Here is a 24,139-nt window from a genome sequence, read left to right as displayed (position 1 = left end):
GGACGAACGCCACCAGGGGGCGGGGCCGGCCGTCCCAGGGGGCCGGGGCCCGCTGCCCCTCGACCGTGCCGCCGCCGATGCCGCCGCCGTGCACCACGGTGAGCGGGTCGGTGGGCCGCAGCCGGGCGGCGAGCCGGTGCACCTGGCCGGCGACGGCCGGGTCGCCGAGCACCGACACGGCGACGGGGTCGCCGCCCGCGCCGGGGTGCACGGCGGCCCGCACCGCGCCGGTGTCGTGCGGGCGGGGCGCGGCCGCGTCGTCACCTGAGGAGGACTCGTCGGAGGACTCCAGCTCCTCGACCTCGATCTCGACCTCGACGGGCCGGTGGTCCGGCTCGGCCGGCCGGTGACCGGGCTCGAAGGCCCGGAACCCGCCGCCGGTGGGCATCAGCACCCGGTAGAGGGTGTTCGCGTAGTTCACCGCGCTGGTCGGGCCGAACACGGGCCCGGCGACGCCGGCGTGGGCGTGGACGTGGGCGGCGAAGTCGTGGGCCAGGCCGCCGGGGCGGTCGTCGGCGCCGGTGTGCGCGCCCCACAGGATGACCTGGGTGTCGGCGCCGTACCGGCCGTCGAACAGGCCGAGGTCGACGGCGAGCCGGCCGAGGGTGGCCCCGTCGACGCGGACCCGGCCGTGGCTGTGGGTGTCGACGAGCGCGTACCCGCTGCCGTCGGCGTACACGTTGACGGACCGGCGCAGCAGGTCGCCGCGCCAGGGCATCGGCGCGAAGTCGGGCACGCCGTCGGGCGTCTGGACCCCGTACACCGTCTCCTGCTGGAGGCGGCGCGCGTAGATCATGTCGGTCAGGTTGCGCTCGCCGAGCGGGAAGTCGAGCTCGACGACGTCGCCGTGCCGGTCCCGCGACCGGTGCACGACGACGTCGCGCGCGTCCAGCGACGTCACGACCGGCAGGTCCGGCCGCCGCGGCGGCCGGGACGGGCCCCAGCGGCGCGCGACGTCGCCGACGCCGTCGGGGAAGCGGGTGGCCGTGCGGGTGTGCCGGGTCGCGGGCGGTTCGCCGCCGGGGGTGTGGGCGGTGTGCAGCGGCGCGGCGGTGGCGGCGCTCAGCACCGGCCGGCCGTCGGGGTACTCCGTCGTGGCGCTGAGAACGTGGCCGTGCGGGGTGGTGAAGACGGGGTGGGCGGAGGCGGTGACGTCGGCGTCGCGCCAGGCCCGGGAGACGCCGGCGTGCCAGGCGGCGTCGGGGTCGTGGTCCTGGTCGCCGTCGGTGGTGGTGGCGGCCGCGCGGCAGATGACCAGGTCGAGGTCCTTGAGGGCGCCGGTGCCGGTGCGGGCGGCGGGGTTGGTCCGGGTCCACCGGGCGGCCACCTCGGGGGGTACGGGGCGGCCGTCGACCACCGGCATGTGCTGGACGCCGGTGGGTGTCGGCACGGCGTACCCCTCGCTGATGAGGGCGTGCCGGCCGGGCCGGTCGGGGACGGCCCGGGCGTCGGCGAGGCCGGCGGCGTCGGCGGGGTCGCCGAGGTAGGTGCCGCCGGGCACGTGGTGCAGCCAGCCCGCGGGCGGGTCGTCGTGGACGGTCCACGGCTCGGCGCCCGGGGCGGGCGCGCCGGCGGCGCCCCACCGGTGGGGCGGGTCGCCGGCGGCCGGCGGGTCGATGTCGGCGAACGCGCCGCCGTCGAGCACGGCGACGGCGGGGGCGCCGGGCGCCGGGGTGTCGCCGAGGGCGTGCACCGGCCCGGTGGCGGCGGTGCCCCGGCCCCGGTACCGCCAGGCGCGCAGCTGCCGGACGAAGTCGTGGGCGGCGCCGCCGGGCCGGGGCAGCCGCCCGGAGCTGCAGCCGAGGAACACGACCCGGTCGTCGGCGCCGAGGTGGTCCAGCGAGCCGAGCGACCGCATCGCCTGGGCCAGCCCGTCGCCGCGCAGCAGGTAGTGGGCGTCGGTGTGCTGGTCGTGGACGGCGAACGTCTCCGGCCCGGCGTGGCTGTCGACGATCAGGACGTCGGCGTCGCCGAGCCCGGGGCGGCCCCCGCCGGGCATCGGGCGCACCGCGGAGCGGGCGGCCTTCTCCCGGTTGTACCGCTGCCACGCCTGCCGCTGCTCCTCGTGCGTCCGGCCGGCGGCGCCGTCCTCGATGGCCAGCCGGGCGGCGGTGTCGTCCTCGTTGCTGACCGGGTCCGACACGTACGTGGTGAAGTCGCCGGCGAGGAACCGCCGCACGTCGAGGGTGTCCTCGTCGGGGTCGGGGGTGAAGCTGACCGACTGGATGCGCCCGGAGTCCTGGAACAGCGTGCGGCGGGTCAGGGCGGTGGGAACGACCGTGGTCGGCTCCATGTCCAGGGTGTACGCGTCGACGGGCGGCATCCCGCCGCCGAGCAGCACGCCCGCCCGGACGGCGTCCGCGGGGGTGCCGGGCGAGCGCACCCGCAGCCACAGCGTCAGCGCCGGCACGAGGGCGTCGGTGGCGTCCTCGTCGAGGCCCAGGGCGCGCAGCAGCAGGGTGGCGCGGGCGGCCTCGGGCGACGGCCGGTCGCCGAGGACGACGGCGAGGGAGTCCGGGTCCTGGGCGGTGGCGCGGTGGACGGCGGCCAGGGCGTCGGCGGTCAGCTCGCCGCGGCGGGGGCCGCCGGTGGCGGCGGCGATGTGCGCGACCAGCTGCGGGTCCAGCCCGAGCCGCGCGCCGTCCGCGCCCGCGACGACGAGGTCGCGGACGATCTTCGGCAGCTGGGCGGTGCCGTCGGAGCTGAGCGCGCCGAACACCGCGTCGAGCCGGGTGTCCGGGTCGGCGGAGCGCAGGCGGGCCAGCGTGGGCCCGTGCCGCAGCAGCGCGGCCGCCGTGCCGTGGTGGCCCTGGATGACGGCGCGCAGCTTCGCCGCCGCCTGTGCCGCCGCGTCCCGCACCTCGGGCCGGGCCTGCAGCTCCCGCAGGCGGTGGCGGGTCTCGGCGGCCGGGGTGGGGGCGCCCCAGCGGCGGAACGCCGTGGCCGGCGGGGGCTGCGCGGTGTCGTGGGTGCGGTGGACGGTGGCCGCGTTCGGCCCGGCGGGGGTGTGCGCGACGTGCGCCGTGGTGGGTCCGGCGGCCGGGCCGCCGGTGTCGGGGTCGCCGCCGACCAGGTGGCCGCCGGTGGTGGTGAACACGGCGCCGGGGAACGCCCGGACGTCGGCGTCGCGCCAGCCGCGGGACACCGCCGCGTGGTAGGCGTCGCCGGGGGCGCCGGCCGCGGCGGCGTACCCCATGACGAGGTCGAGGGGCTTGCGGCCGCCGTCGGCGGTGCGCGACGCGGGGTTCGCCGCCACCCAGCGGGCGGCGACGTGCCCGGGCACCGGCCGGCCGTCGACCACGGGCATGTGCCGGACGCCGTCCGGGGTGTCGACGGGCACGCCGCGCGCGACGAGGGCGTGCCGGCCGGGCCGGGCGGTGACGGCCTCGGCGGCGGCGCGGGCGTCGTCGTCGGCCGGGTCCCCGAGGTACGTGCCGGCCGGGACGGGCCGCACCCAGCCGGCGGGCGGCTGTTCGTCGGCCCGCCACGGGACGCTGGTGGCCGGCTGGTCCGCGGCGGGCCGCTCGATGCCGAGGGTGTCGTACATCGTGCGGAGGGCGTCGTCGAGGCGCGGGTGGGCGAGGCCGGCGTCGCGGTACCGGGCGGCTAGGTCGGTGACGGCCTGCGCCCGGTTGCGCCACACGGCCGGCGGCAGCGGCTTCTTGGCGGTGGCGTGGTCGTTGGTCAGGATGGCGGCGCGCTCGGCGACGAGGTCGCCGATGGTGTCGTTCGCGGCGGCGAACCGCCGGGCCAGCTCGTCGTGGAGCTGCTCGGCGAGGTTCGGGCCGCCGCGCCCGCCGTCCCCGGCGGGGACCCAGCCGGCCGCGCGGTCGCCGAGCGCGTCGAGCCGGTGCCGCAGGTGGGTGATGGTGCCGGCCCAGGCGTGCATGACGGGCTGGTGGACGCCGCGCGCCGGGGTGCCGGCGACGTCCGCGGCGAACGTGTGGACCTCGTTGCGCAGCGCGTACAGCTGGAAGATCGTGTCGTCGTCGTCGCGCTCGTGGACGCGGTTGGTGTCCAGGTGCAGCGCCGGGTCGGGATACCAGCTCTGCGGCTCGTCCGCGGCCCGGTCGTCGGCCATCCGGTTGACGATGTCCGCGACGGTGACCTTCGCGGGCACGGTGCCGCGCTGCTGGTCGAGCACGGCGATGCGGTCGCGGACGCCGCCCAGCTCGGTGTCCGTCAGCGTGACGGCGGGGGCGAGGTGGGCCCGGAACGTGTCGAGCAGGGTGCGGGCGCGGTCGGCGAAGGCGGCCGCGTTGCCGGTGTCGGCGACGGTGAGCACGCCGGTGACGGCGGTGGCGAGGTCGTCGGCGCGGGTGATCCAGTCGACGGCGTCGGGGGTGGACGCGGTGCGGGCGGCGGCGTACGCGGCGATGGCGTCGCGCCAGCCGTGCAGGGCGTCGCGGAGCGCGGCGGTGACCTCGCCGATGGTGTGCCCGGCGGCGCGGTCCAGCACCCGGCCGACGGTGCCGGCGTGGTGCAGCCACTCGACGGGGGCCTCGAACTGCTGGCGGCGCAGGGTGCTGACCGGCCCGGCCGGTCCCGGCGGGGCGTCGACGGCGTCGCCGATCGCGGCGCCGGAGACGAACATCCACCGCTGCGCCTTGTCGCCGCGCATCGCGCGCTGCTCCAGGTAGACGGTGGGGGTGCCGAGCAGCGCGGGCAGCTCCAGCGCGCCGCTCTCCATGCCGACGGCGACGGCGCCGTGGTGCTCGGTGAGGTAATCGATGACGGCGAGCTGCTCGGCGCGGTCCAGGCGCGGACCGCCGCCGGTCAGGGCCGGGTCGTCCCAGAACGTGATGAGGTGGTCGTCGCGGGTGGCGGCGTGCGCGCCGGGGTCGTCGCCGACGAGCACCACCCGGGTCGGCGGGGCGTCCGGCCCGCCGGACCGGCGCAGCCCGGCCGTCAGCCGGCCGAGCATGCCGTCGGTCATGTCCAGCTCGGGGTAGTTGCCGCCGGCGTTGCGCGCCGACCGGCGCACCCACAGCAGCGCCACCCGCTCGCCCGGGGCCAGCCCCAGCTTCGCCGCCGCGCGGGCGCCGAGGTCCGCGCGGGTGCGCCGGCCCGGCTGGTCCAGGACGGCGTCGCGCAGCGCGCGGCGGGCGCCCGGCTCGTCCGCCTCGAACGCCTCGGCGACCTGCCGGTGGGTGTCGCTGATGGTGCGCCGGTAGCCGGTGCCCTCGACGTCGAAGACTTGCCGCAGGGTGATCCGGGACGGGTCGACGCCGAGCGCCACCAGCTCGTCGCGCAGGGCCTGCGCCCGGTCCCGGCCGCGGCGCACGAGCGTCTCCGCGGGCACCCGGTCGGCGTCGGCGGTCAGGCTCGCGCGTTCGCGGGCGCGCTGCTCGTCGAGGAAGTACGTCAGGTCGTACTCGACGACCAGCTTCCGGTCCGGGTCCAGCAGCATCGCCGCGGCGTGGATGGGCACCTCGCCGGAGAAGTGCGCCGACACGACGTACGCGCCCGCGGGCGCGTGCCGGCCGGTGAGCAGGTCGCCCAGCGAGTCGTCGGCGTGCTCGGTCAGCACGCGCACGTCGTCGGGGTGGCGGCGGGCGCCGCGGTGGCGGCGCACCTCGGTGCCGAACCGCGCGCTGTCGGTGTCGGCGTGCTCCCGGTCGGCGTACGTGGCGTTGTGCCAGGTGTGCGCGTACTGGTTGGCGCGGACGTCGGCCACCAGCCGGCGGGCGGCGTCGGCGATGGCCGGGCCGGCGTCGACCGGCAGCGCCCGCACGGCCGCCAGCACCGCCCGGGTGGCGTCCACGAAGGAGCGGACCTGCGGGCCGGCGCCCTCGTGCCGCACCCAGCGGGCCACCGCGTCGTCGACCGCCGCGCCCGCGGCCCGGTCCGCGCCCGCCGTGGCGTCCCGCCAGGCCGCCTGCACCTGCTCGGCCTGCCGGGCCGCGGTGACGGAGTCGGTCCGGGACAGGTCGGACGGCGTCCGCGACGAGAAGTCCGTGGCCGTGGAGCTGCGGGTCACGCCGTCCGCCGGGTCCGGCTCCGGCGCCGGGCCGGTCACCAGGACGGGGCGGTCGCCCAGCCACGCCGGCAGCTGCGCCGGGCGCAGCCGCACCGGCGGCCCCGCCGACGCCGGGTCGCCGACGACGAACACGGCGTGCCCGTCCGCGTCGGTGGCGGCGCCGATCACTCGGTGCCGGGGCCCGTCGACGAGCACCTGCGGCCCGCCGTCGCGCAGCGACTGCCAGAACGCGGGCATGTCGGCCGTGCCGGTCAGCGGCGCCAGGGCCGGCGAGGGCAGGGCCGCCGGCTCCAGCACCCGGCCGAGGGTCTGCCGGTACGCGTCCAGGCCGACGGGGGTGCGGCGCCGCGCCCCGCGGTCCACCCGCGACGCCAGCGCCGAGCGCACCGCGTCCACCCACCGGCCGGGCTGCTGCCGGGTCAGGACGGGGAAGCCGGCCGCCGTGGCGGGCCAGGGCGGCACGATCGGCGCCAGCTTCTGCATCTGCCGGCCCCAGCGGTCGCTCAGCGCGGCCCACGCGGCCGGGTCGGCGACGCCGTCACGGACCAGGCGCTCGGCCTCGGCGTGCAGGAGGCCGAACTCGCGGTCGGCGTCCCGCAGCCGGTCGGTGATCAGGCCCGCGACGGTCCGCGCGGGCACGGCCCGGTCCGTCTCCGTCAGCAGCCCCGGGTTGGTGCGCTGCACCTCGCGCAGGGTCTCGCGGATCTGCTCGGTGACCGACCGGCCGAGCGCCAGCTGCGCCACGATGGTGGGCGCCGCGGACCGCGCCACCGTGTTCAGCGCGGCCGCCGCGTCGGCGTTGCCGAACCGCCGGCCGTCCACGCCGGCGCCGCCGCGCAGGGCGGCGCCGAGCACGTCCGGGCCGGCGTCGAGCAGCCGCTGGAACAGCGGGTCGGCGGTCACCCGGGCGCGGCCGTCGGGCGTCAGGTTGAGCAGCGCCAGCCGCGCCATCCGGACGGGCTCGGGGTCGCCGGCGGCGTAGCCGGTGCCGTGCAGCGGCGACCGCGGGTCGGTCAGCGGGTCGCGGCCCTGGGCCACCTGCTCGGCGACCTGGTGGCGCACCTGCTCCGCGCGCCGGCCCGGCAGCGGCGGCGCGTCACCGGCCGGGCCGCCCGTCGCGGCGCGCAGGTCGCGCTCCAGCACGGCGGCGGTCGCGGGGGCGGTGGCCGGGGGCGCCCAGCCGGCCCACGTGCCGGAGCGCAGGGCGGCGGGCTTGGGTGGGACGGCGGGGCGGGTGCGCGCCGCGGGTGCGAGGGCGGTGAGCAGGGTGCGGAGGGTGGTGAAGTTGGCGCGGATGCCGTCGATGCCGGTGTTGCGGCCGTAGGTGCGTAGTTCGAGCAGGTGCAGGGGGAAGGGGAGGCGGCCGTTGTCGGTGTCGAGGGTGGGGAAGTGGGTGTAGATGCCGAAGATCTCGGGGGTGAGGGCGGGGGTGCCGGGGGCCGGGGGCAGGAGCAGGTTGTCGAGGAGCTGGTCGATCGTGACCGGGACCTCCTCGGCGTAGGGGTCGTCCGGGTCGGGGTCGTGGGTGGTGAACTCGGTGTCGAACAGCCGCGGCGGGCGGCCGCGGGTGACGCGGGTGAGGCCGTCGGCGGCCTGCGGGTGGGCGGCGCGGAACCGCTGTTCAATGAGGTCGCGGACGGCGCGGTGCTCGTCGCGGAGGAAGTCGCGCAGCTGCGGCGGCAGGGCGGCGAGGACGGCGGGATAGGCGATGCGCCCGGCGGCGCCGAGGTAGTGCTTGGCGAGGTACGGGTTGCCGGTGCGCTGGTCCAGGGCGGACAGCAGGCCGCCGGCGACCATGGGGTAGCTGACGGCGGTGTAGCCGCGCAGCAGGTCGAGGTCGGCGTCGGTGGCGCCGGGGTGCCGCCGGCGGTACAGGTCGGCGACGGCGGCGCCGGTGGCGAGGCCGTCGCGCAGGATGTCCTTCTTCTGGTCGATCCGGCCCCGGAAGGCGTGGTCGACCAGGTGCTCCACGAACGGCGCCAGGCCGGTCATCGGCACGCCGACGGTGAACTGGGTGTTCGGGTTCGGCGCGGACGCGCCCGCGATCATGATGCCGGGCGACTGGGCGGCGATCTCGTCGGCGAAGCGGACCCCGTCCAGGTCGCCGAACAGCGCCTGCAGCGAGCGCTGCTGTCCCGCGGGCACGGAGTTCAGCCGGGCCAGCACGGCCTCGACGCGGTCCAGGACGCGCTCGGCGTCGGCGCGCGACTCGGCGTCGTACACGCGCAGCGGGTCGGTGACGATCTCGGCGACCGGCTGGTGGCGGCCGCCGTAGTGGTCGACCACTACGGTGAACCCGTCGCCGATGAGCAGCGGCGTCCGGTAGGGCACCTCGGGGCCGAAGAAGTCGGTGGGGAACGACAGGACGTTGCGGGTCTCGATCTCGATGCCGGCGGCCCACAGCGCGGCCAGGGCGCCGGGGTCGATCGGCCGGCCGGTGGTGTTCGCGGCGGCGCGGATCTGCTCCGTGCTCAGCGGGGTGCCGTCGGCGTCGGTGAGCGGGATGCCGGGCGCCTCGGGGCCGGGCTTGTCGGTGCCGTGCTGGGTGACGACCGGGCGGGTGCGGGGTGCGTCGGCGGGTGCGCCCGGCGGGTCCTCGAAGGTGCGCCAGCCGGCGGAGCCGGTGACGGTGGGGGTGCCGTCGGCGGCGAAGGTGGCGGTGGCGGTGATCACGGGTGTGACGGTGTCGGTGGTGTCGCCGGGCAGGGGTGTCCAGGCCTTGTCCATGGCGGCGATGACGCGGCCGTTGGTGCGGGGGAGTGCCTGCCAGAGGCGGGCGGCCCAGGCGTCGGTGACAGGCTTGCCGGTGGGGTCGGCCAGCTCGCAGGCGATGAGTTCGATGTCCTTGCCCTGCGAGCGCGGGTCGGCGGTGATGAGGTCGGCGAGCTGCTCCGGGGTGAGGACCTTGCCGTCGACGACGGGCCCGGCGGCGGTGGCGTGGACCAGGACGGGATAGCGGTCGGGGTGGGTGCGGAACGCGTCGGCGACGGCGCGGTTGGTGGCGTTGGCGCCGGTGTCGTCGAGCAGCACGAGTCGGGGTGCGTCGTCGGGGCCGTACGCGGCGAACTCGGCGGGGGTGCGGTCGTGCACGGGCCGGTCGGCGGTGTCGGGGCCCCAGTGGGTGGCCCGGCTGAGGCGGCGGCGGACGCGGACGCTCGCCCGGCGCATGAGGTTGCCGGTGCCGCTGCGGGCGCGGGTGGCGGCGGTGTGGGTCACCGTGACGCCGGGCGCCGTCCCGGCGAGGGCGCCGCGCAGCGCGGTGTCCACGGTGGCCGCCGCGGCGGTCGGCGCCGGGGCCGGGGCGGCGGCCGGGGTCGGGTCGATGCGCAGGGTGTGCCGGTTGCCGGTGGTGGTGATCTCGACGGCGGGCGGCGGGAGGCCGTTGTCGGCGTTCCAGCGGGCGACGTGGGCGGCCTGGTGGGCGAGGCGTTGCAGGCGCGGATCGGCCGGGGCCGGCGGGACGGTGCTGTCGACCGTCGTGGTGGCGGCGGCGTTGGCGAGCACGACGGCGGTGAGCGGGTTGTTGGTGCGGCCGGTGCGGACGTAGGCGTGGTGGGAGTGCTCCGGCGCGTCGCCGAAGGCGCGCACCTGCCACATCTCGGTGTCGGGCAGCAGTTCGGGTGACTGGCTCTGCAGGTCGAGCTTGGCGCGGGCGAGGGCCCGGTCGCGGGCGGTGGGGTCGGTGGCGCCGTCGATCTGGGCGAGGGCGTCGCGCAGGTCCCGCTGCTGGGGGGTGAGGTCGCCGGTGGGCGGGTGGTCGCGGTGGTACGCCAGGTTCTTCGCGAGGGCCTCGTCGGTGGCGGCGCCGACGAAGCTGGTCTGCGGGCGGGCGTTCTCCAGCGTCACGTGGGTGCCGTCGTCGCCGCTGGTCGCCACCACGGGGGCGAAGTGGTACCCCCACGGGGCGTCCGTCGTCACGGGCCGGCCCGCGGTGGCGTAGTCCGTCGTCGGGTCGATGTCGGGTCCCTCGCCGCGGTCGGCGACGGTCGCCGTCAGCAGCACCTCGCCCACGTGCACCGGGCCGGTGTGCTGGTTGAGGCCGAGCTTGCGCAGGGCCTCGGCCATGGCGGGGTCGCCGTGGGTGGCCAGGCCGTACTCGCGGCCGGGGCGGGGTGCGCCGTCGGTGCGGCCGGCGGTGCGGGTGTCGGCGGCCACCTGGGCGGCTGCCCAGCCGGGGGTGACGGTGTCGAGGTCGTCGTCGAGGACGGCCCGGGTGAGGGCGTCGGCGAGCTGGTAGATGCCGGTGACCTCCAGGCCGTCCTGGGCGTTGACCGGCGCGATCGCGGTGGGGCCGTCGGCGGGGCGCAGGACGGCGTGCGAGATGGTGCCGCCGGCGACGCCCTGGGCGAAGTCGCGGCAGATCGCGGGCAGCGAGGTGCGGAACACCGGCCGGGCCATCACCAGCACGGGCCCGCCCGGCAGGCGCACCGTGTTGCCCGGCACCTCCTCGAGGTCGGCCTCGCTGCCGGACTCGGCCAGGGCCCGCCGGGCGTGGGCGATGCGCTCGGGCGTGGCGTAGAACTCGTGCCGGCGGCCGTTGTCCTTGGCGTACATGTCGCCGTCGTGGCCGGTGGCGTTCATCGCGAGGGTGCCGTCGGCGGAGACCAGCAGCGGCGGCTTCGGGTCGTGCACGGTGCGCCGCTCGACGGTGTACCGGGGGAAGGCGTCCGGGCCGTTGTCGCGCACCTGGGCGTCGGGCTGTACCCGGGTGAACGGCGGCTGCGTGCCGTCGCTGGTCAGCACGTAGTCGCCGGGCGCGACCACGGTGCCCGGCGGCCGGAACGGCGGCACCTGGGACGCGGCGTTCGGCCTCGTGCGGGCGGCGGCGGGCACCGGCGGCAGCGGGGCCATCTCGACGCTGCCCCAGCCGTCCAGCCAGGACTGCGCCTGCTCGGGGGTGGCCAGCCGCGGCCGCGGCTTCGCCGGGTCGCTGATCAGGTACACGGGCTCGCCGTCGTCGTCGGTGACGGCGCTGATCGTGGCGGCGTGCCCGCCCAGCGGCGCCACCGTGCGGGTCAGCGACAGCAGCTGCGGGCCGTGGTGGCGCAGCCGGTGCCAGAAATCGTCGGACAGCCGGCTGGTGAGCGGCCGCGGCGCGATCGGCGGCTGCACGGCCGCGGGCACGGCCGGCGCCGCCGCGTCCGGGTCGAGCAGCCGGGTGACGCCGGGCGCGTACGCGTTCTCGTCGATGCCCTGGCTGCGCCGCCCGGGGCTGTCGGCGCCCTTCGGCGCGGCCAGCGCGGCGCTGAGGCCCCAGCTGCCGGTCAGCTTCTTCGTCAGCTTCGGCACGCCGCCGGCCGGGTCGATCACGGCGGCGAGCTTCTGCATCTGCCGGCCCCACCGGTCGCTCAGCTCCGCCCAGGCGGCCGGGTCGGTGACGCCGTCGTCGACGAGCCGGCCGGCGTCGGCGCGCAGCGCGGCGAACTCGCCCTGCGCCTGCGCCACCCGGTCGGCGACCAGCTGCTCGACGGTGCGCGACGCGTGGTCCCGGTCGGCCAGCCAGGGCGCGTTCGCCGCCCGGGCGTCGGCGAGGGTCTGCCGCACCTGCGCCAGCGTGTCGTCGCCGATGGCGAGCTGCGCGACGACGGTCGGCGCGAGGGACCGCAGCTGGGTGTTGACGGCGGCGGCCAGGCAGGTGTTGAGGAACTGCTGGGCGTCCATGCCGGTGCCGCCGCGCAGCGCCGCGGCGGTCACGTCGTCGACGGTGTCGTGCGGGCCGCCCTGCAGGGCGGCGGCCAGCACCTCCGGCCCGGCCGCGAGCAGCCGGGTGAACAGCGGGTCGGCGGCCACGGTCGCCCGGCCCGCCGGGGTCAGGTTGACCAGCGCGACCTGCGCCAGCCGGGCCGTGCGCCCGGCGGCCGGGTCGTACGGCACCCCGCGCAGCGGCGACGCCGGATCGGTGAACGGGTCGCGCCCGGCCTCCACCTGGTCGGCCAGCTGGGTGAGGACGGTGTCGGCGCGGTGCGGCGTCAGCGGCATGACGTCGGTGCGGTCGGCGGCCACCATCACCTGCGACACGGCGTCGCGCACGTCGTCGGCGAACCGCCGGACCCGGTCGGCCAGGGGTGCCGGCAGCGCGTCGGCCGCCGCCAGCACCCGGGCCGCCGCGTCGGTGCCGGCGGCCGACACCCCGTCCCGGTACGAGCGCTCCGAGCGCGTCGACACCACGGAACCGGCGTCCGACTCGACGTCCGAATCCTCGTCCGACTCGGTTTCCGGCTCCGCCGCGGGGCCGCTGCTCCAGGCGGTCCACGTGGTGCCGGAGCGCAGGGCGGCGGGCTTGGGTGGGACGGCGGGGCGGGTGCGCGTCGCGGGTGCGAGGGCGGTGAGCAGGGTGCGCAGGGTGGTGAAGTTGGCGCGGATGCCGTCGATGCCGGTGTTGCGGCCGTAGGTGCGTAGTTCGAGCAGGTGTAGGGGGAAGGGCAGGCGGCCGTTGTCGGTGTCGAGAGTGGGGAAGTGGGTGTAGATGCCGAAGATCTCGGGGGTGAGCCTGGGCCGGCCGGGGGCGGGTGGGAGTAGCAGGTTGTCGAGGAGCTGGTCGACGGTGACGGGGACCTCGGGGCGGTAGGGGTCGTCCGGGTCGGGGTCGTGGGTGGTGAACTCGGTGTCGAACAGCCGCGGCGGGCGCCCCCGCGTCACCCGGGTGAGGTCCGGGGCGGCGGCCGGGTGCGCCGCGCGGAACTGCTGTTCGAGGGCGTCGCGGACGGCGGCGTGGTGGGTGGCCAGGAAGTCGCGCACGGCCGGGGGCAGTCCGGCGAGGACGGCCGGGTAGGCGACGCGGCCGGCGGCGCCGAGATAGTGCTTGGCGAGGTACGGGTTGCCGGCGCGCTGGTCCAGGGCGGACAGCAGGCCGCCGGCGACCATCGGGTAGCTGACGGCGGTGTAGCCGCGCAGCGCGTCGAGGTCGGCGTCGGTGGCGCCGGGGTGCTCCCGGCGGTACAGGTCCGCGACGGTCGTCCCGGCGGTGAGGCCCTCGCGCAGCAGCTGCTGCTTCGGGTCGTTGACCCGCCCGCGGTAGGCGTGGTCGACCATGTGCTGCAGGAACGGCGCCAGCCCGGCCATCGGCACACCCACGGTGAACTGGGTGTTGGGGTTAGGTGCGGCGGCGCCCGCGACCTGGATCTGGCCGGCGATCCCGGCGACCTCGGGGGCGACGTGGACGCCGTCCAGGTCGCCGAACAGGTCCTGCAGCGACCGCTGCCGCCCCGGCGGCACGGAGGCGAAGCGGGCGAGGACGGCCTCGATGCGGTCGAGGACGCGGTCGGCGTCGGCGCGCGACTCGGCGTCGTACACGCGCAGCGGCTCGGTGACGATCTCCGCGATCGGCTGGTGACGTCCGCCGTAGTGGTCGACCATCACGGTGAACCCGTCGCCCACCAGCAGCGGGGTGCGGTACGGGATCTCGCCGTCGTCGTCGGAGTCGTCGCCGGCGGTGGGGAACGACAGGACGTTGCGGGTCTCGATCTCGATGCCGGCGGCCCACAGGGCGGCCAGGGCGCCCGGGTCGATCGGCCGGCCGGCGGTGTCCGCGGCCGCGCGGACCTGCTCCGCGCTCAGCGGGGTGCCGTCGGCGCCGGTGAGCGGGATCCCGGGCGCCCCGGGGTCCGGCTTGACCGTGCCGTGCTGGGTGACGACCGGCCGGGTCCGGGGCGCGTCGGCGGGCGCGCCCGGCGGGTCCTCGAACGCGCGCCACCCCGCGGAGCCGGTGACCGTCGGGGTCCCGTCCGCGGCGAACGTGGCGGTGGCGGTGACCACGGGCGTGACCGTGTCGGTGTTGTCGCCCGGCAGCGGTGTCCAGGCCTTGTCCATCGCGGCGATGACCCGGCCGTTGGAGCGCGGCAGCGCCTGCCACAGCTGCGCGGCCCAGGCGTCGGTGACCGGCCGCCCGGTCGGGTCGGCCAGCTCGCAGGCGATCAGCTCGACGTCCTTGCCGTGGCTGCGCGGGTCGGCGGTGATCAGCTCGGCGAGCTGCTCCGGCGTGAGGACCTTGCCGTCGACGACCGGGCCCGCGGCGGTGGCGTGGACGAGCACCGGGTAGCGGTCCGGGTGGGTGCGGAACGCGTCGGCGACCGCGAGGTTCGTGGCATTGTCCGCGGAGTGGTCGAGCAGCACCAGGCGGGGGGCGTCGTCGGGGCCGTACTCGGCGAACTCCGTGGGGGTGCGGTCGTGGGCCGGGGCGTCGCCGGGGGTGGGTCCCCAGTGGGTGGCCCGGCTCAGGCGGCGGCGGATGCTCACGCTGGCCCGGCGCATCAGGTTGCCGGTGCCGCTGCGCGCGCGGGTGCCGGCGTCGGCGGTGTGGGTGACGGTGACGCCGGGTGCGGTGGTGGCGAGCGCGCCCTGCACGGCGTTCTGCACGGCCGCGGCGGCCGGGGTGGGAGCCGGGGCGGGGGCCGTGGCCGGCGCCGGGTTGAGGCGCAGCGTGTGCCGGTCGCCGGCCGTGGTGATCTCGACGGCCGGCGGCGGCAGGCCGTTGTCGGCGTTCCACCGGGCGACGTGGGCGGCCTGGTCGGCGAGGCGCTGCAGGCGCTGACCGCGCGACGCCGGCGACGTGGTGCTGTCGACCGTGGCGGTCGCGGCGGCGTTGGCCAGCACGACGGCGGTCAGCGGGTTGTTGGTCCGGCCGGTGCGGACGAACGCGTGGTGCGAGTGCTCCGGTGCCTCGCCGAAGGCGCGCACCTGCCACATCTCGGTGTCGGGCAGCAGTTCGGGCGACTGGCTCTGCAGGTCGAGTTTGGCGCGGGCGAGGGCCCGGTCGCGGGCGGTGGGGTCGGTGGCGCCGTCGAGTTCGACGAGCGTGTCGTAGAGGCCCTGCTGCTGCGGGGTCAGGTCGCCGGTGGGCGGATGGTCGCGGTGGTACGCCAGGTTCCGCGCGAGGGCCTCGTCGGTGGCGGCGCCGACGAAGCTGGTCTGGGGGCGGGCGTTCTCCAGCGTGACGTGCAGGGCCTCGTCGCCGCTGGTCGCCACGACCGGCGCGAAGTGGTAGCCCCACGGGGCGCCGGTGGTGACGGGCTTGCCGTCGACGGCGTAGTTGGTGGTCGGGTCGATGTCGGGTCCCTCGCCGCGGTCGGCGACCGTCGAGGTCATCAGCACCTCGCCGACGTGCACGGGCCCGGTGTGCTGGTTCAGCCCCAGCCGGCGCAGGGCCTCCGCCATGGCCGGGTCGCCGTGCGTGGCCAGGCCGAACTCCCGGCCGGGCCGGGGTGCGCCGTCGGTGCGGCCGGCGGTGCGGGTGTCCGCGGCCACCTGGGCGGCCGCCCAGCCGGGGGTGACGGCGTCGAGGTCGTCGTCGAGCACCGCCCGGGTGAGCGCGTCGGCGAGCTGGTAGATGCCGGTGACCTCCAGGCCGTCCTGCGCGTTGACCGGGGCGATCGCGGCCGGCCCGCCGGCGGGGCGCAGGACGGCGTGCGAGATCGTGCCGCCCGCGACGCCCTGGGCGAAGTCGCGGCAGATCGCCGGCAGCGACGTGAGGAACTGGGGGCGGGCCATCACCAGGCCCGGCCCGCCGGGCAGCCGCACCGAGTTGCCCGGGACGGCCTCCAGGGTCACCGCGCTGCCGGCCTCGGCGAGCAGCCGGTTGGCGTGCGCGATGCGCTCGGGCGTGGTGTAGAACTCGTGGCGGCGGCCGTTGTCCTTGTCGAAGACGCCGTTCTCGTGCCCGGCGGCGTTCATCGCCACGGTGCCGTCGGCGGAGACCAGCAGCGGCGGCTTCGCGTCGTGGACGGTGATCCGTGCGACGGTGAACCGCGGGAACGCGCCGGGGCCGTTGTCGCGGACATGCGCGTCCGGCTGCACCCGGGTGAACGGCGGCTGCGCGCCGTCGCTGGTCAGCTCGTAGTCGCCGGGCTGCACGATCGTGCCGGGGGCCTGGAACGCCGGCACCTGCGAGGGAGTGTTCGGCGCCGCCCGCACCGGGGCGGGCACGGGCGCCAGCGGCGCCATCTCGACGCTGCCCCAGCCGTCGAGCCACGCCTGCAGGCCGCCGGGCGTCACGACCTGCGGGTGCGGCTTCGCCGGGTCGCTGATGAGGTACGCGTGCTCGTCCTCGTCGTCGGTGACGGCGCTGATCGTGGCGGCGTGCCCGCCGAGCGGGGCCACCGTGCGGGTCAGCGACAGCAGCTGCGGGCCGTGGTGGTGCAGCCGCTGCCAGAAGTCGTCGGTGACCCGCGCGGTCAGCGGGCGCGGCGCCACGGGCGGCTGGACGGCCGCCGGGACCGCCGCGGCCGCGGCCTCCGGGTCGAGCAGGCGGCCGAGCGTGGGGGCGTACACGTTCTCGTCGATGCCCTGGGTTCGCCGCCCGGGGCTGTCGGCGCCCACCGGCGCGGCCAGGGCGGCGCTGAGCCCCCAGCTGCCGGTCACCTTCTTCGTCAGCTTCGGCACGCCACCGGCCGGGTCCATCACGGCGGCCAGCTTCTGCATCTGCCGGCCCCACCGCTTGCTCAGCTCCGCCCACGCGGCCGGGTCGGTGCTGCCGTCCGTGATCAGCCGGGACGCGTCGGCGCGCAGCGCGGCGAACTCCGCCGTCGTCTGCGCCACCCGGTCGGCGACCAGCTGCTCGACCGTGCGCGACGACCGGTCCCGGTCGCCCAGCCACGGCGCGTTCGCCGCCCGGGCGTCGGCGAGGGTCTGCCGCACCTGGCCGAGGGCGTCGTCGCCGATCGCCAGCTGCGCGACGATCGTCGGCGCCAGCGAGCGCACCTGCGTGTTGACGGCGGCCGCCAGGCAGGTGTTCAGGAACTGCTGGGCGTCCATGCCGGCGCCGCCGCGCAGCGCCGCCGCGGTCACGTCGTCCACCGCGTCGTGCAGTCCGCCCTGCAGCGCCGCGCCGACCACCCGCGGGTCCGCGCCCAGCAGCTGGGCGGACAGCGGGTCCGCGGCCACGGCCGCCCGCCCTGCCGGGCTCAGGTTGACCAGGGCCAGCTGCGCCAGGCGCGCCGCGTCCGCCGCGGCCGGGTCGTAGGGGACGCCGCGCAGCGGCGACGCCGGATCGGTGAACGGGTCCCGGCCCGCCTCCACCTGGTCGGCCAGCTGCGCCAGCACCGCGTCGGCGCGGCGCGGCGTCAGCGGCGCCACGTCCGTGCCGTCGGCGGCCACCATCACCTGCGCCAGCGCGTCGCGCACGTCCTCGACGAACCGGCGGACCGTCGCCGCGACCGGCGCCGGCAACCCGCCGGCCGCCGTCAGCGCCCGCGTGACCGCGTCGCCGCCCGCGGCCGACAACCCCTCCCGGTACGAGCGTTCCGACCGCGTCGACACCACCGACCCGGACTCCGACCCGGCGTCCGACTCGGACTCCGACTCCGACTCGGCGGCGGTGTCGGGGTCGGCGGGCGGGGCGTTGGCCCACGTGGCGCCGGGGGCGTCGATCGCGGGCGGCGGGCCGGTCTCGGAAGCGGCGCGGACGGCGTCCGGGTCGGCGAGTGGGGTGCCGTGGGCGTCGGTCAGCGGGACGCCGGCCGCGCCCGGGGCGGGCTTGTCCGCGCCGAACTGGGTGACCACCGGGCGGGTGCGCGGCGCGTCGGCGGGCGCGCCCGGCGGGTCCCCGAACGCGCGCCAGCCGGCGGAGCCGGTGAGGGTCGGGGTGCCGTCCGCGGCGAAGGTGGCGGTGACGCTGACCGCGGGCGTGACGGTGTCCGTGTCGGCACTGTCGCCGGGCAGGGGTGTCCACGCCTTGTCCATGGCGGCGATGACCCGGGCGTTGGTGCGCGGCAGCGCCTGCCAGAGCTGGGCGGCCCAGGCGTCGGTGACGGGCTTGCCGGTGGGGTCGGCCAGCTCGCAGGCGATGAGTTCGACGTCCTTGCCGTGGCTGCGGGGGTCGGCGGTGATGAGCTCGGCGAGCTGGTCCGGGGTGAGCAGCTTGCCGTCGACGACCGGCCCGGCGGCGGTGGCGTGCACGAGCACCGGGTAGCGGTCCGGGTGGGTGCGGAACGCGTCGGCCACGGCCCGGTTGGCGGTGTTGTCGCCGGTGTCGTCGAGCAGCACCAGGCGGGGCGCGTCGTCCGGGCCGTACTCGGCGAACTCGGTGGGGGTGCGGTCGTGGACCGGGGCGTCGCCGGGGGCGGGTCCCCAGTGGGCGGCCCGGCGCAGCCCGCGGCGGACGCCGGCGCTGAACCGGTGCAGCAGGCCGCCGGTGGTGCCGCGGACGCCCGGCGCGGGCGTGGCGGGGGTGTGGGTGACCGTGACGGCCGGCGCGGTGGTGGCGAGGACGCCCCGCAGGGTGTTCGCCACGGTGGCGGCGGCCGCGGTGGGCGGCGCGGCCGGCGGCGTCGCGGCGGGCGTGGGGTTGATGCGCAGCGTGTGCCGGTCGCCCGTCGTCGTGGCCTCGACGACCGGCGGCGGCAGGCCGTTGTCGGCGTTCCAGCGGGCCACGTGGGCGGCCTGGTCGGCGAGGCGTTGCAGGCGCTGGTCGTCGGCGGCCGGCGGGACGCTGCTGTCGACCGTCGTGGTGGCGGCGGCGTTGGCGAGCACGACGGCGGTCAGCGGGTTGTTCGTCCGGCCGGTACGGACGAACGCGTGGTGCGAGTGCTCCGGGGCCGCGCCGAACACCCGGACCTGCCACATCTCGGTGTCCGGCAGCAGGTGCGGCGACTGCGCCTGCAGGTCGAACCGGGCCCGGACGAGGGCCTGTTCGCGGGCGGCCGGGTCGGCCAGGGCGTCGACCTGCACCAGCGTGTCGTAGAGGGCCTGCTGCCGGGGGCCGAGCTCGCCCGTGGGCGGGTGGTCGCGGTGGTAGGCCAGGTTCCTCGCGAGGGCCTCGTCGGTGGCGGCGCCCACGAAGCTGGTCTGCGGGCGGGCGTTCTCCAGGGTGACGTGCGTGGCCTCGTCGGTGCTCGTGGCGACGACCGGCGCGAAGTGGTACCCCCACGGGGCGCCGGTTGTGACGGGCTTGCCGTCCACGGCGTAGTTCGTGGTCGGGTCGATGTCCGGGCCCTCGCCCCGGTCGGCGACGGTCGCCGTCATCAACACCTCGCCGACGTGCACCGGCCCGGTGTGGTGGTTCAGGCCCAGCCGGCGCAGCGCGTCGTCCATCGCCGGCTCGCCGTGGACGGCCAGCCCGAACTCGCGGCCGGGCCGCGGCGCGCCGTCGGTGCGGCCGACCGGGCGGGTGTCGGCGGCGATCGCCGCCGCGCCCCAGTCCGGCGTCACGGTGCCGGCGGCGTCGTCGAGGACGGCCCGGGTCAGCGCGTCGGCCAGGTGGTAGATGCCGGTGACCTCCAGGCCGTCCTGGGCGTTCACCGGGGCGATCGCGGCCGGCCCGCCGGCGGGGCGCAGCACGGCGTGCGAGATCGTGCCGCCCGCGACGCCCTGGGCGAAGTCACGGCAGATCGCCGGCAGCGGGCTCAGGAACGCGGGCCGGGCCATCACCAGCGGCGGCCCGCCCGGCAGTTGCACCGTGTTGCCCGGCACGGCCCGCAGCTCGACGTCGCTGCCGGCCTCCGCGAGCAGGCGGTTGGCGTGCGCGATCCGCTCGGGCGTGGTGTAGAACTCGTGCCGGCGCCCGTTGTCCTTGTCGAAGACGCCGTTCTCGTGCCCGGCGGCGTTCACCGCGATGCTGCCGTCGGGCGACACGAGCAGCGGCGGCTTGGCGTCGTGGACGGTGAGTCTTTCGACGGTGAACCGGGGGAACGCGTCCGGGCCGTTGTCGCGCACCTGCGCGTCGGGCTGCACCCGGGTGAACGGCGGCTGCGTGCCGTCGCTGGTCAGCACGTAGTCGTCCGGCTGCACGATCGTGCCCGGCGCCTGGAACGCCGGCACCTGCGACGGGGTGTTCGGCGCCGCCCGCACCGGAGCGGGCACGGGCGCCAGCGGCGCCATCTCCACGCTGCCCCACCCGGCCAGCCACGACCGCATCCCGGCCGGGGAGACCACCTGCGGGCGCGGCTTCGCCGGGTCGCCGATCAGGTACGCCCGCCCGCCGTCGTCGTCGGTGACGGCGCTGATCGTGGCGGCGTGCCCGCCCAGCGGCGCGACCGTGCGGGTCAGCGACACCACCTGCGGGCCGTGGTGGTGCAGCCGGTTCCAGAAGTCGTCGGAGACCTGCGCCGCGAGCGGCCGCCCGGCCACCGGCGGCTGCACCGCCGCGGGCACGGCCGCCGCCGCGGCGTCCGGGTCGAGCAGCCGGGCCACCTTCGGCGCGTACGCGTTCTCGTCGATGCCCTGCGACCGGCGCCCCGGGCGGTCCACGCCCGCCGGCGCGGCGAGCACCGCGCCCAGCGCCCAGCTGTTCGTCCGCTTGCGCGTCAGCACCGGTACGCCGCCGGCCGGGTCCGCCACCGCGGCCAGCTTCTGCATCTGCCGGCCCCACCGGTCGCTCAGCGCCGCCCACGCGGCCGGGTCGGGGACCCCGTTCGTGACCAGCCCGTCCGCGTCGGCGCGCAGCGCGGCGAACGCACCCCGCGCCTGCGCCACCCGGTCCGCCACCAGCTGCTCGAGCGTCCGCGCCGACCGGTCCCGACCGGCCAGCCACGGCGCGTTCGCCGCCCGGGCGTCGGCCAGCAGCTGCTCCAGCTGCGCCACGGTGTCGTCGCCGATCGCGAGCTGCGCCACGATCGACGGCGCCAGCGACCGCACCTGGCTGTTCACCGCCGCCGCCAGGCACGTGTTCAGGAACTGCTGCGCGTCCATGCCGGCGCCGCCGCGCAGCGCCGCCGCGGTCACGTCGTCCACCGTGTCGTGCGGGCCGCCGCGCAGCGCCGCCGCCAGCACCCGCGGATCCGCCGCCACCAGCCGGTCGAACAGCGGGTCCGCCGTGACCGCCGCGCGCCCCGCCGGGCTGAGGTTGACCAGGGCCAGCTGCGCCAGGCGCGCCGCGTCCGCCGCACCCGGGTCGTAGGGGACGCCGGCCAGCGGCGACGCCGGATCGGTGAACGGGTCCCGGCCCGCCTCCACCTGGTCGGCGAGCTGCGCCAGCACCACGTCGGCCCGGCGCGGCGACAGCGGCGCCACGTCCGCCCGGTCCGCGGCCACCATCACCTGCGACACCGCGCCCCGCACGTCCCCGGCGAACCGCCGCACCCGGTCCGCCACCGGCCCCGGCAACCCGTCCGCCGCCGCCAGCACCCGCGCCACCGCGTCCTGACCCGCCGGCGACAACCCGCCGTCGTACGACCGCGTCGCCACCGCCGGCGCGGCCCCGCCCGCCCACGCCACCGGCTGCGGCGGGTGCGCGCCGGACCGGTCGGCGACCGAGTCGACGGGCAGCGTGAAGTCCAGCGGCCGCCGCGCCAACCCGTCGCGCACCTCGGGCGCCGGCAACGGCGTCCCGTCCGGACCGGTCAGCCGGACCCCCGGCTCCGCCGGCCCCGGCTTCGCGATGCCGTACTGCGTGACGACCGGCCCCCGGCCCCCCGGCGCGGCCGGCTTCGCGAACCCTTGCCAGCCCGCCGGCGTCAACGTCGGCGTGCCGTCCGCGCCGAACCCCGCCGCGTACGCGAAAACTCGGGTCGGCCCCCCGTCCGCCGTCGGATGCGTCCACGCCGCATCGGTCGCCGCGATCACCTCCGGCGTGCCGTCCGGCAACAGCAACGCCAGCTCCGCCGCCCAGCCACCCTGCGGCACGGCGCCGTGACACGCCACCAGCTCGACCGTCTTCCCGGCCGACCGCGGATCGGCGACGATGAGGTCCCGCAACTGCTCCAGGCCCACCGGCCGCCCACCCACGACCGGCCCGGCCGGGGTAGCGTGCACCAGCACCGGGTAGCGGTCCGGGTGGGTGCGGTAGGCCCGCGCCGCCTCCCGGTTGTCCCGCTCCGCCGGCCCGTCGTCCAGCAACACCAGCCCGCCCTGGGGAACGGTGACGTAGTCGGGCGCCTGCTGCCACGGCGGCATGTCGCCGTCCGACCCCAGCGGCGAGACGGGGGAGTCGCCGTCGTAGGCCGGTCCGTCGATCGGTGACACCGGGCTGGTCGCGTCGCCTACGGAGGTGTCCAGGGGCGGCAGCGACGGGCGGTCCGGCCTTGTCGTCTCGGTTCTGTCCTCTGTGGATGGCTGGCTGGTGTCGGGGCTTTCGGTGGCGCCGTTCTGTGCGGGGGTCGGGAAGGTGGGGGTGCTGCCGGTCGTGGGGGTGACGGGCGCGGTGGCCGGGTCCTTCGGGGTTGTGCCGGGCGGGTTGGTGGTCTGGTTGCTGCCGGGGGTGGTCGGCGTCCCGCCGGTGGTGGTCGGCGCGGTGGTGCTGGGCGTCCCGCCGGTCGAGGTTGGTGTCCCGGCGGCGGTGGTCGTCGTGCCGCCCGCGGTGGTGGGTGTTCCGCCGCTGGTGGCCGGCGTGTTGCCGCCGGTGGTCGGCGTGCCGCCGGTGGTGGTCGGCGTGCCGCCGGTGGTGGTCGGCGTGCCGCCGGTGGTGGTCGTGCCGGTCGTGGTCAGCGTGCTGCCGGTGGTGGTCGGCGTGCTGCCGGTGGTGGTGGGTGTTCCGCCGGTGGTGGTTGTGCCGGCCGTGGTGGTCGGGGTGTCGCCGGTGGTGGTGGGTGTCCCGCCGGTGGTGGTCGGCGTGCCGCCGGTGGTCGTGGGTGTTCCGCCGGTGGTGGTTGTGCCGGCCGTGGTCGGGGTGCCAGCCGTGGTGGTGGGTGTCCCGCCGGTGGTGGTCGTGCCGGCCGCAGTCGTCGGGGTTCCGCCGGTGGTGGGCGTTGCTCCGGTGGTGGGGGTTCCTCCAGTTGTGGTGGGGGTGCCACCCGTGGTGGTGGGGGTTCCGCCTGTTGCGGTGGTCCCTCCCGACGTGGTGGTCCCGCCCGTGGTGGAACCCCCCGCGGTCGTCGCGGGAGTGCCACTCGTGGCGGTGTTGGGGGTGCTTCCACCTGCGGTGGCCGGCGTGCCGCCGGGTGTCGTCGGGGTGCCGCCGGTGGCGTTTCCATCAGGTCCGCCAGCCGTGTTGCCCGCCGTGTCTCCAGTCGTGCCGGTCGTGGCCGGGGGGCCGCTCGTGGTGGTCGTCGTGCCCGCGGTCGCCGGTGGGGGGCCGCCCGCCGTCACCGGGTCGGCGGCCGTCGTGGGCGGTGTGCCGGGTGCGGAGGTGGTGGTGCCGCCCGTGGTCGTCGTGGTGCCGCCGGTGTTGGTGGTGGTGCCGCCGAAGGTGCTCGGGGTGCCGCCGGTGGTGGTGCTCGTGCCGCCCGTCGTGGTGACCGTGCCGCCCGTCGTGGTCGTCACGCCGTCGGGGCTCGTGGTCGTCGTGCCGCCGGTGATGGTGGTGACGCCGCCCGTGGTGGTGGTCGTGCCGCCCGGGGTCACCGTGACGCCGCCGGTCGTGGTGGTCGTGCCGCCGGTGGAGGTCGTGGTGCCGCCGGCCGTGGTCGTGCCATCCGCTGAAGTCGTGGCGCCCGTCGTCGTCGTGCCGCCCGATGTGGACGTCGTGCCGCCCGTGCTGGTGGTGGTGCTGTCCGTCGTCGTCGTGGTGCCGCCGGTCGAGACGGTGGTGCCGCCGGTGATCGTGGTGACACCGTCCACTGTGGTGGGTGTGCCGCCGGTGACGGTGGTCGTGGCGTCGACCGTGGTGGTGGTGCCGCCCGTCGTGACGGTGTCGCCGCCGGTGGTGGTCGTCACGCCGCCGTCGACGGTGGCCGGGCCGGTGGGGGCGGGCGGGCCGGCGGGTGGGGGCGTCGAGCCGGTCGACGTGTCCGGGTCGAACGGGACGGTGCCCTGGCCGGTGTCGTCCTTCGGCGGGAGCGTGCCGACCACGGCCTGGTTGGTGTCGTGCGCGAGGTCGACCGCCAGTGAGCCGAACATGGACGACACCATCGTGGCGCCGGCGTTGAAGTCGCCGTTGACGATCGTGCTGAACAGGAACTCGCCGAGGACCTCGCCCGCGCCGGAGCCGAGCGCGCGGCCGATGTTCGTCTGCGCGAACTTCGGCAGCATCTTCGCCCACAATTGCATGACCGTGGACGCGACGCCGCCGATCATGGCGCCGCCGGCGAGCGCCATGAGGACTTCCTTGGGGTCGATGCTGTCGCGGTCGCCGGCGGCGAACTGGGGGATGTACGCCAGCAGCGTCTGGCTGACCTCCTCCAGGGCCTCGTCGATGGTCTCGTCGACCACCTGCGCGATCGGGTGCTGGCTCAGCTCCTTGAAGGACTTCGGCGGCGGGGTGTCGGTCGCCGACTTCGCCGCGGGGGCCGCCGGCGGCGTGTCGGCGTCGGGCTTCGCCTTCGGCGTGACCGGCGGCGGCGTCTCGGCCTC

The 24,139-nt window shown here is 77.4% G+C and carries 1 protein-coding gene (cut by a window edge); it reads right to left on the bottom strand.

The features are described 5' to 3' along the window. On the bottom strand, positions 1–23,998 hold the 5' portion of the coding sequence (locus tag Sya03_RS12120; protein ID WP_203938579.1) for a DUF8616 domain-containing protein. Its footprint begins 4,496 nt before the window's first position; 23,998 of the gene's 28,494 nt are visible here — the first part of the coding sequence; its start codon is at positions 23,996–23,998; its stop codon lies off the left edge, out of view. Between the last annotated feature and the right edge of the window lie 141 nt (positions 23,999–24,139).

The sequence above is a fragment of the Spirilliplanes yamanashiensis genome (assembly GCF_016863475.1).
GTDB lineage: Bacteria > Actinomycetota > Actinomycetes > Mycobacteriales > Micromonosporaceae > Spirilliplanes > Spirilliplanes yamanashiensis.
The sequence above is the reverse complement of the archived record's forward strand: the minus strand, read 5'-3'. Positions and strand labels throughout refer to the sequence as shown.